The organism is Streptomyces sp. NPDC001002 (assembly GCF_053599215.1).
Genome location: NZ_JBSFLV010000263.1, coordinates 1 through 6,484, shown reverse-complemented (window position 1 = coordinate 6,484; position 6,484 = coordinate 1). Strand labels below are relative to the sequence as shown.

Below are 6,484 nucleotides of genomic sequence, written 5' to 3'. Positions count from 1 at the left end.
GCGCCGAGCGTGGTGACGTAGTCGATCGAGGAGTCCGTCTTGAGCTTGGCGGTGATCGTCGACTTCACCGACGGCATGTCCGTGCCGTTGACGTACAGGACGTCGGTCTTGCCGGAGAAGGTCTTCTTCACACCGTCACAGCGCTGGGTCAGGCCGACGTTGCCCTGCTCCTGGATGACACAGACCGTGTGCTTGGCGCCGAGCTCGTTCAGCTTCTTGCCGAACGCCTCGCCGGCCACGGTCTCGTCCTGGCCGAAGAACTCCATCAGGCCGAGCTTCTGCCAGTCGCTGACACCGGAGTTGAGGCCGACCACGGGGATCTTCGCGGCCGTCGCCTTGCTCACGACGTCCTTCATGGCGTCCGGCTTGGCGAGGGTGATCGCGATGCCGTCGACCTTCTGGTCGATCGCGTTCTGCACCAGGTTGGCCTGGTTGCCCGCGTTCGGGTCCGCCGAGTAGATCAGCTTGATGTTGTCCTTGGCCGCGGCGGCCTCGGCACCCTTGCGCACGATGTCCCAGAAGGTGTCACCGGGCGACTGGTGCGTCACGAGCGCGACCGTCATCCGAGGCGTGGTGGCCTTGCCCGCCGAGGCGCCCGACCCGCTCTCTTCGGACTTCTTGCCCCCGGAGCTGCTGGAGCAGCCTGCGAGGGTCAGGGCGGCTGCCGCGGCGACCGCCACTACGGGGACGATTCTGCGGGAGCGGTGGTGAGTGGAGCGGTCCATCTTTCCTGGCACCTCACTGTGCTTGCGGGGGAAAGGGAGAGGGATCTCAAAGATCCGGGGCCCGGGATCTTGGCATGTCCGGGTCGTGCGCCGCAAATACGGCAGAAGTACTGGGACGGGATCCAATCCCTTGGCGCGCCCACTGTCAATACTTTGTTAAGACATCATTTCACAAGCAGGTCCGAATGTCAGTACAAAGTATTGACAGCATCGGCTCCGGAGGCCTACACCTGGTGAGGCGGAGGTCCTCCGGGGCCCGCATCCCCGGTACAGCCCTAGGAGCGTCGCACATGGCCCTGAATGCCCAGCCCTTCGACCTGATCACTATGGGCCGTATCGGAGTCGATCTCTACCCCCTTCAGTCGGGTGTGGGCCTGGCCCAGGTCGAGACCTTCGGCAAGTTCCTCGGCGGTTCGGCCGCCAACGTGGCGGTCGCCGCCGCTCGACTCGGCCGGAACTCGGCGGTGATCACCCGCACCGGCGACGACCCCTTCGGCACCTATCTGCACGAGGCGCTCAAGGAGTTCGGCGTCGACGACCGCTGGGTGACGCCCGTCGCCGCGTACCCGACACCGGTGACCTTCTGCGAGATCTTTCCGCCGGATGACTTCCCTCTTTACTTCTACCGGCAGCCTAAGGCTCCTGACCTGGAGATTCACACCGAGGAACTGGACTTCTGGGCGATCCGGGCGGCCCGCGTCTTCTGGATCACCGGCACCGGCCTGAGCGAGGAGCCCAGCCGCTCGGCCACGCTCGCCGCTCTGAAGGCCCGCGACAAGGCGGGCACCACGGTCTTCGACCTCGACTGGCGGCCGATGTTCTGGCGCGACCCGGAAGAGGCCCGCCCCTACTACGCCGAAGCCCTGCGGCACGCGACCGTCGCGGTCGGCAATCTCGACGAGTGCGAGATCGCCACCGGCGTCCGCGAGCCGCTGGCCTGCGCGGAGGCGCTGCTGGCCGCGGGCGTGGAGCTCGCGGTGGTCAAGCAGGGCCCCAAGGGCGTGCTGGCAGTGCACCGCGACGGCACCACCGCCGAGGTCCCGCCGGTGCCCGTCGAGGTGGCCAACGGCCTCGGTGCCGGCGACGCCTTCGGCGGCTCCCTCGTCCACGGGCTGCTCTCCGGCTGGGAGTTGGCCGAAACAATGCGGTACGCGAACGCGGCCGGCGCCCTTGTCGCCTCCCGGCTCGCCTGTTCCTCCGCGATGCCCACCGAAGCCGAGGTCGACGGCCTCCTCGCGCGCGCCACCGCCTGAAACGGAGCTCTGCCTTGTCCATCAGCATTCCCGACCTCGTCTCGGTCAGAGCCCGGCATCCCGAGGCCGTCGCCGAAGCCGCCGCCCGGCGGGTTCGGCGCCCGCTGCTCGGCGACAGCGGCCGTCTGATGATCGTGGCCGCCGACCACCCGGCCCGCGGCGCGCTGGGCGTGGGCGACCGCAGGCTCGCCATGGCCAACCGGGCGGACCTGCTGGAGCGTCTCTGCGTCGCGCTCTCCCGCCCCGGTGTCGACGGGGTGCTGGCCACCGCCGACATCCTGGACGACCTCCTGCTGCTCGGGGTGCTGGAGAACAAGGTCGTCATGGGCTCCATGAACCGCGGCGGCCTGGCGGGCGCCGTCTTCGAGATGGACGACCGCTTCACCGGCCACCGCGCCGAGGACATCGAGCGGCTGCGCTTCGACGCGGGCAAGCTGCTGGTCCGTATCGACTACGCCGACCCGGGCTCGCTCACCACCCTGGAGTCCACCGCGCGGGCGATCGACGACATGGCATCACGCCAACTGCCCGTGTTCGTCGAGCCGTTCATCTCCCGCCGGACTGACGGCCGGGTCCGCAACGACCTCTCCGCGGAGGCGGTCACCAAGTCGGTCGCCATCGCCTCGGGCCTGGGCGGCACCTCGGCCTACACCTGGCTCAAGCTTCCCGTCACCGACGACCCGGACGACATGGGCGAGGTCCTGGAGACCTCCACCCTGCCGGCCGTGCTGCTCGGCGGCGAGGTGGGCGAGGACCAGGAAGGCGCGTACGAACGCTGGCGCAAGGCGCTGCGGCTGCCGACCGTGCAGGGCATGGTCGTCGGCCGCTCGCTGCTCTACCCGGCCGAGGGCACTGTGGAGACGGCGGTCGACACGGCCGTCGGTCTGCTGTGACGTGCCGGTCGTGACACGGAGGAACGCGATGACGTATCACCTTCCCGCAGGAAAGGCCCTCGGCGGCCCCTACGTCGTGGACATCACGCCGGAGAAGGCCGGCTGGGGCTACTCCAGCCTGCGGGTCCTTGAGCTGCCGCCGGGCGGCACCCACACCTTCGACACCGGCGACAGCGAGTGGATCGTGCTCCCGCTCAGCGGGGGCTGCACGGTCGCCGCCGCCGACGACTTCGGGCATGACACCTTCCAACTCACCGGCCGTGACAGCGTGTTCAGCTCGGTGAGCGACTTCGCGTACGTGCCGCGGGATGCGCGGGCGACCGTCGTGTCGGCCGGCGGCGGCCGGTTCGCGCTCAACGGCGCGCGCTGCACACGCCGGCTGCCCGCCCGCTACGGACCGGCCTCCGCCGTGCCGGTGGAGCTGCGCGGCACCGGCAACTCCTCCCGGCAGGTCAACAACTTCGGTGCGGCGGGCGTGTTCGAGTGCGACAAGCTCATCGCGGTCGAGGTGATCACGCCGGGCGGCAACTGGTCGTCCTTCCCGCCGCACAAGCACGACGAGGAACGGCCCGGCGAGGAGTCGGTGCTCGAAGAGGTCTACTACTTCGAGTTCGCCGCCCACGAGGGCATCCCCGGCCTCGGCTACCAGCGCGTCTCCCCCTCCGGGCAGGGGCGCGGCACGGACGTCCTGGCCGAAGTCCGGGGCGGGGACGTCGTGTTGATCCCCGACGGCTGGCACGGGCCGTCGATGGCGGTGCCCGGTCACCACATGTACTACCTGAACGTCATGGCGGGTCCCGAGCCCGAGCGCTCCTGGCTGATCTGCGACCACCCGGACCACGCCTGGGTCCGCGACACCTGGCCGGACCAGCCGGTCGACCCCCGACTCCCCCTCTACACGGCACCGGAGAAGTCCTGATGAGCACCCGCACCCGCCGTCTGACCGTCGCCCAGGCCCTGGTCCGGTTCCTGTCCGTCCAGTACACCGAGCGCGACGGCGTACGCCACCGGCTGATCGCCGGCACCTGGGGCATCTTCGGTCACGGCAACGTCGCCGGCATCGGCCAGGCCCTCCTGGAGGCGGGCGAGGACACCATGCCCTACCACCAGGGCCGCAACGAGCAGGCCATGGTGCACGCGGCCGTCGGCTACGCCCGCCAGCTGGACCGCCTGTCCGCGCAGGCCGTGACGACATCCATCGGCCCGGGCGCCACCAACCTGGTCACCGGCGCCGCGCTGGCCACCATCAACCGGCTGCCGGTGCTGCTCCTGCCGGGCGACTACTTCGCCAATCGCGCCGCCGACCCGCTGCTCCAGCAGCTGGAGCACCCGGTCGAGGCGGACCTGTCGGTCAACGACACCCTGCGCCCGGTCTCCCGCTACTTCGACCGCGTCACCCGCCCCGAGGCCCTGATCCCCTCCGCCCTCAACGCCGTTCGGGTCCTCACCGACCCGGTCGAGACCGGCGCGGTGACCCTGGCGCTCCCGCAGGACGTGCAGGCGGAGGCGTACGACTGGCCGGAGGAGTTCTTCGCCGAGCGCGTGTGGCACGTACGCCGTCCCGCGCCCGATCCCTACGAGCTGGCGGAGGCGGTGGCGGCGATCCGGGCCGCCGAGCGCCCGCTGATCGTCGCGGGTGGCGGGGTGCACCACAGCCGCGCCGAGGAGGCGCTGAAAGCCCTGGTGGACGCCACCGGCATCCCGGTCGCCTCGACGCAGGCGGGCAAGGGCTCGCTGCGGTACGACCATCCGGCCGACCTCGGCGGCATCGGCCACACCGGCACGGAGGTCAGCGACGACCTCGCGCGCACCGCGGACCTGGTGATCGGCGTCGGCACTCGCTACACGGACTTCACCACCGCCTCCCACACGCTCTTCCAGAACCCGGACGTCCGGTTCGTCAACCTGAACATCACCGCGTTCGACGCTCACAAGCTGGCGGCGCGCACCCTCGTGTGTGACGCGAGGACGGGGCTCACAGCGTTGACGGAGGAACTCGCCGGTCACCGTGTGAACTCGGTTTACGAGGCCGCGTACCGCGCGGGCAAGAACCGCTGGGAAGAGGTTGTTGACGCCGCTTTCACCGCCGCCGACGAGAACGCCGTACCGACCCAGACCCAGGTGCTCGGCGCCCTCGACTCGGTCGTCGGCGACGACGACGTGATCATCAACGCGGCCGGCTCGCTCCCCGGCGACCTGCACAAGCTGTGGCGCTCGCGCAGCCCGCGCCAGTACCACCTGGAGTACGGCTACTCCTGCATGGGCTACGAGATCCCGGCCGCCATCGGCGTCCAGCAGGCCACGCCCGACACACCCGTGTGGGCACTGGTCGGCGACGGCACGTACCTGATGATGCCGACCGAGATCGTCACGGCCGTCCAGGAGGGCCTGCCGGTCAACCTCCTGCTCATCCAGAACCACGGTTACGCCTCCATCGGCGGCCTCTCCGAGTCGGTCGGCGGCGAGCGCTTCGGCACCGCCTACCGCTACCGGGCCGCCGACGGCACCTTCTCCGGTGCCCCGCTCCCCGTCGACCTGGCCGCCAACGCGGGCAGCCTCGGCATGGACGTGCTGCGCGCCAAGACCGTGCGCGAACTGCGCGAGGCGCTCGCCACGGCCCGCGCCTCCGACCGTCCGACCTGTGTCTACGTCGAGACGGACACCGCCACCCCGACCGCTCCCCCGGCCGAGGCCTGGTGGGACGTGCCGGTCGCCGAGACGGCCTCCCGCGAGGCCGCGGTACAGGCCCGCGAGGAGTACGACCGCCAGGTCGCCGACCGCCGCCGCCACCTCTGAACTCCCCTCCCCCGAAAGGCCTTTCGCACCATGAAGACGATCACCCACTGGATAGGCGGCAAGCCCGTCGAGGGCACCTCCGGCCGCTACGGCGTCGTGTACGACCCGGCGACCGGCGCGCAGGACAAGCAGGTCGCGTTCGCGACCGTCGACGAGGTGGACGCGGCCGTCGCCTCCGCCAAGGCCGCGTTCGAGAGCTGGGGTGTCTCCTCGCTCGCCAAGCGCACGGCGATCCTCTTCAAGTACCGCGAGCTGCTGGACGCGCACCGCGACGAGATCGCCGAGCTGATCACCGCCGAGCACGGCAAGGTGCACTCCGACGCGCTGGGCGAGGTCGCGCGCGGCATGGAGATCGTCGAGCTGGCCTGCGGGATCAGCGTCCAGCTGAAGGGCGAGCTGTCGACGCAGGTCTCGACCCGTGTGGACGTGGCCTCGATCCGTCAGCCGCTCGGTGTCGTCGCCGGCATCACGCCGTTCAACTTCCCGGCCATGGTGCCGATGTGGATGTTCCCGCTCGCCATCGCGACCGGCAACACCTTCGTCCTCAAGCCCTCCGAGAAGGACCCGTCGGCGTCCTTCCGGCTCGCCGAACTCGCCTCCGAGGCGGGCCTGCCCGACGGTGTGCTGAACATCGTGCAGGGCGACAAGGTGGCCGTCGACCGCATCCTGGAGCACCCGGACATCGAGGCCGTCTCCTTCGTCGGCTCGACGCCGATCGCGAAGTACATCCAGCTCAAGGCGGTTGAGCACGGCAAGCGAACGACGTCATGACTGGGCACCCCGTCGAGCCGGGTGATGAACCCGACGCCACAGTCAC

5 protein-coding genes and 1 pseudogene are annotated in these 6,484 nt (G+C 70.2%); 5 read left to right on the top strand and 1 reads right to left on the bottom strand.

What is annotated here, in order from left to right; genetic code table 11:
* Positions 1–725 (bottom strand): substrate-binding domain-containing protein (locus ACWDR3_RS46865; RefSeq protein WP_450358812.1); only part of this gene is annotated, 725 nt, incomplete at its 3' end.
* 290 nt (positions 726–1,015) lie between these two features.
* Here ACWDR3_RS46865 and iolC point away from each other — a divergent pair.
* The 5 genes and pseudogenes from iolC to ACWDR3_RS46840 all read left to right on the top strand — a co-directional run.
* Complete coding sequence (iolC, locus tag ACWDR3_RS46860; protein ID WP_450358811.1) at positions 1,016–1,978, top strand: 5-dehydro-2-deoxygluconokinase; 963 nt, start codon at positions 1,016–1,018, stop codon at positions 1,976–1,978.
* Between the two features lie 14 nt (positions 1,979–1,992).
* Entirely contained in the window at positions 1,993–2,871 is an 879-nt protein-coding gene (locus ACWDR3_RS46855; RefSeq protein WP_450358810.1) for a Cgl0159 family (beta/alpha)8-fold protein, read from the top strand.
* A gap of 28 nt (positions 2,872–2,899) precedes the next feature.
* A complete protein-coding gene (iolB, locus tag ACWDR3_RS46850; RefSeq protein WP_450358809.1) occupies positions 2,900–3,790 on the top strand; it encodes a 5-deoxy-glucuronate isomerase in 891 nt (296 codons plus the stop codon).
* Positions 3,790–5,667, top strand: a complete 1,878-nt coding sequence (gene iolD / locus ACWDR3_RS46845; RefSeq protein ID WP_450358808.1) for a 3D-(3,5/4)-trihydroxycyclohexane-1,2-dione acylhydrolase (decyclizing) — start codon at positions 3,790–3,792, stop codon at positions 5,665–5,667. The genes iolB and iolD overlap by 1 nt, the downstream gene beginning before the upstream one ends.
* 30 nt (positions 5,668–5,697) lie before the next feature.
* Positions 5,698–6,426 (top strand): annotated as a pseudogene (locus ACWDR3_RS46840) (aldehyde dehydrogenase family protein); the annotation flags it as partial.
* Between the last annotated feature and the right edge of the window lie 58 nt (positions 6,427–6,484).

What these genes read in the sequence shown, in the direction of transcription:
- iolC (WP_450358811.1), top strand. Translation starts at nt 1,016, where the DNA reads ATGGCCCTGAATGCCCAGCCCTTCGACCTGATCACTATGGGCCGTATC.
- iolB (WP_450358809.1), top strand. Translation starts at nt 2,900, where the DNA reads ATGACGTATCACCTTCCCGCAGGAAAGGCCCTCGGCGGCCCCTACGTC.
- iolD (WP_450358808.1), top strand. Translation starts at nt 3,790, where the DNA reads ATGAGCACCCGCACCCGCCGTCTGACCGTCGCCCAGGCCCTGGTCCGG.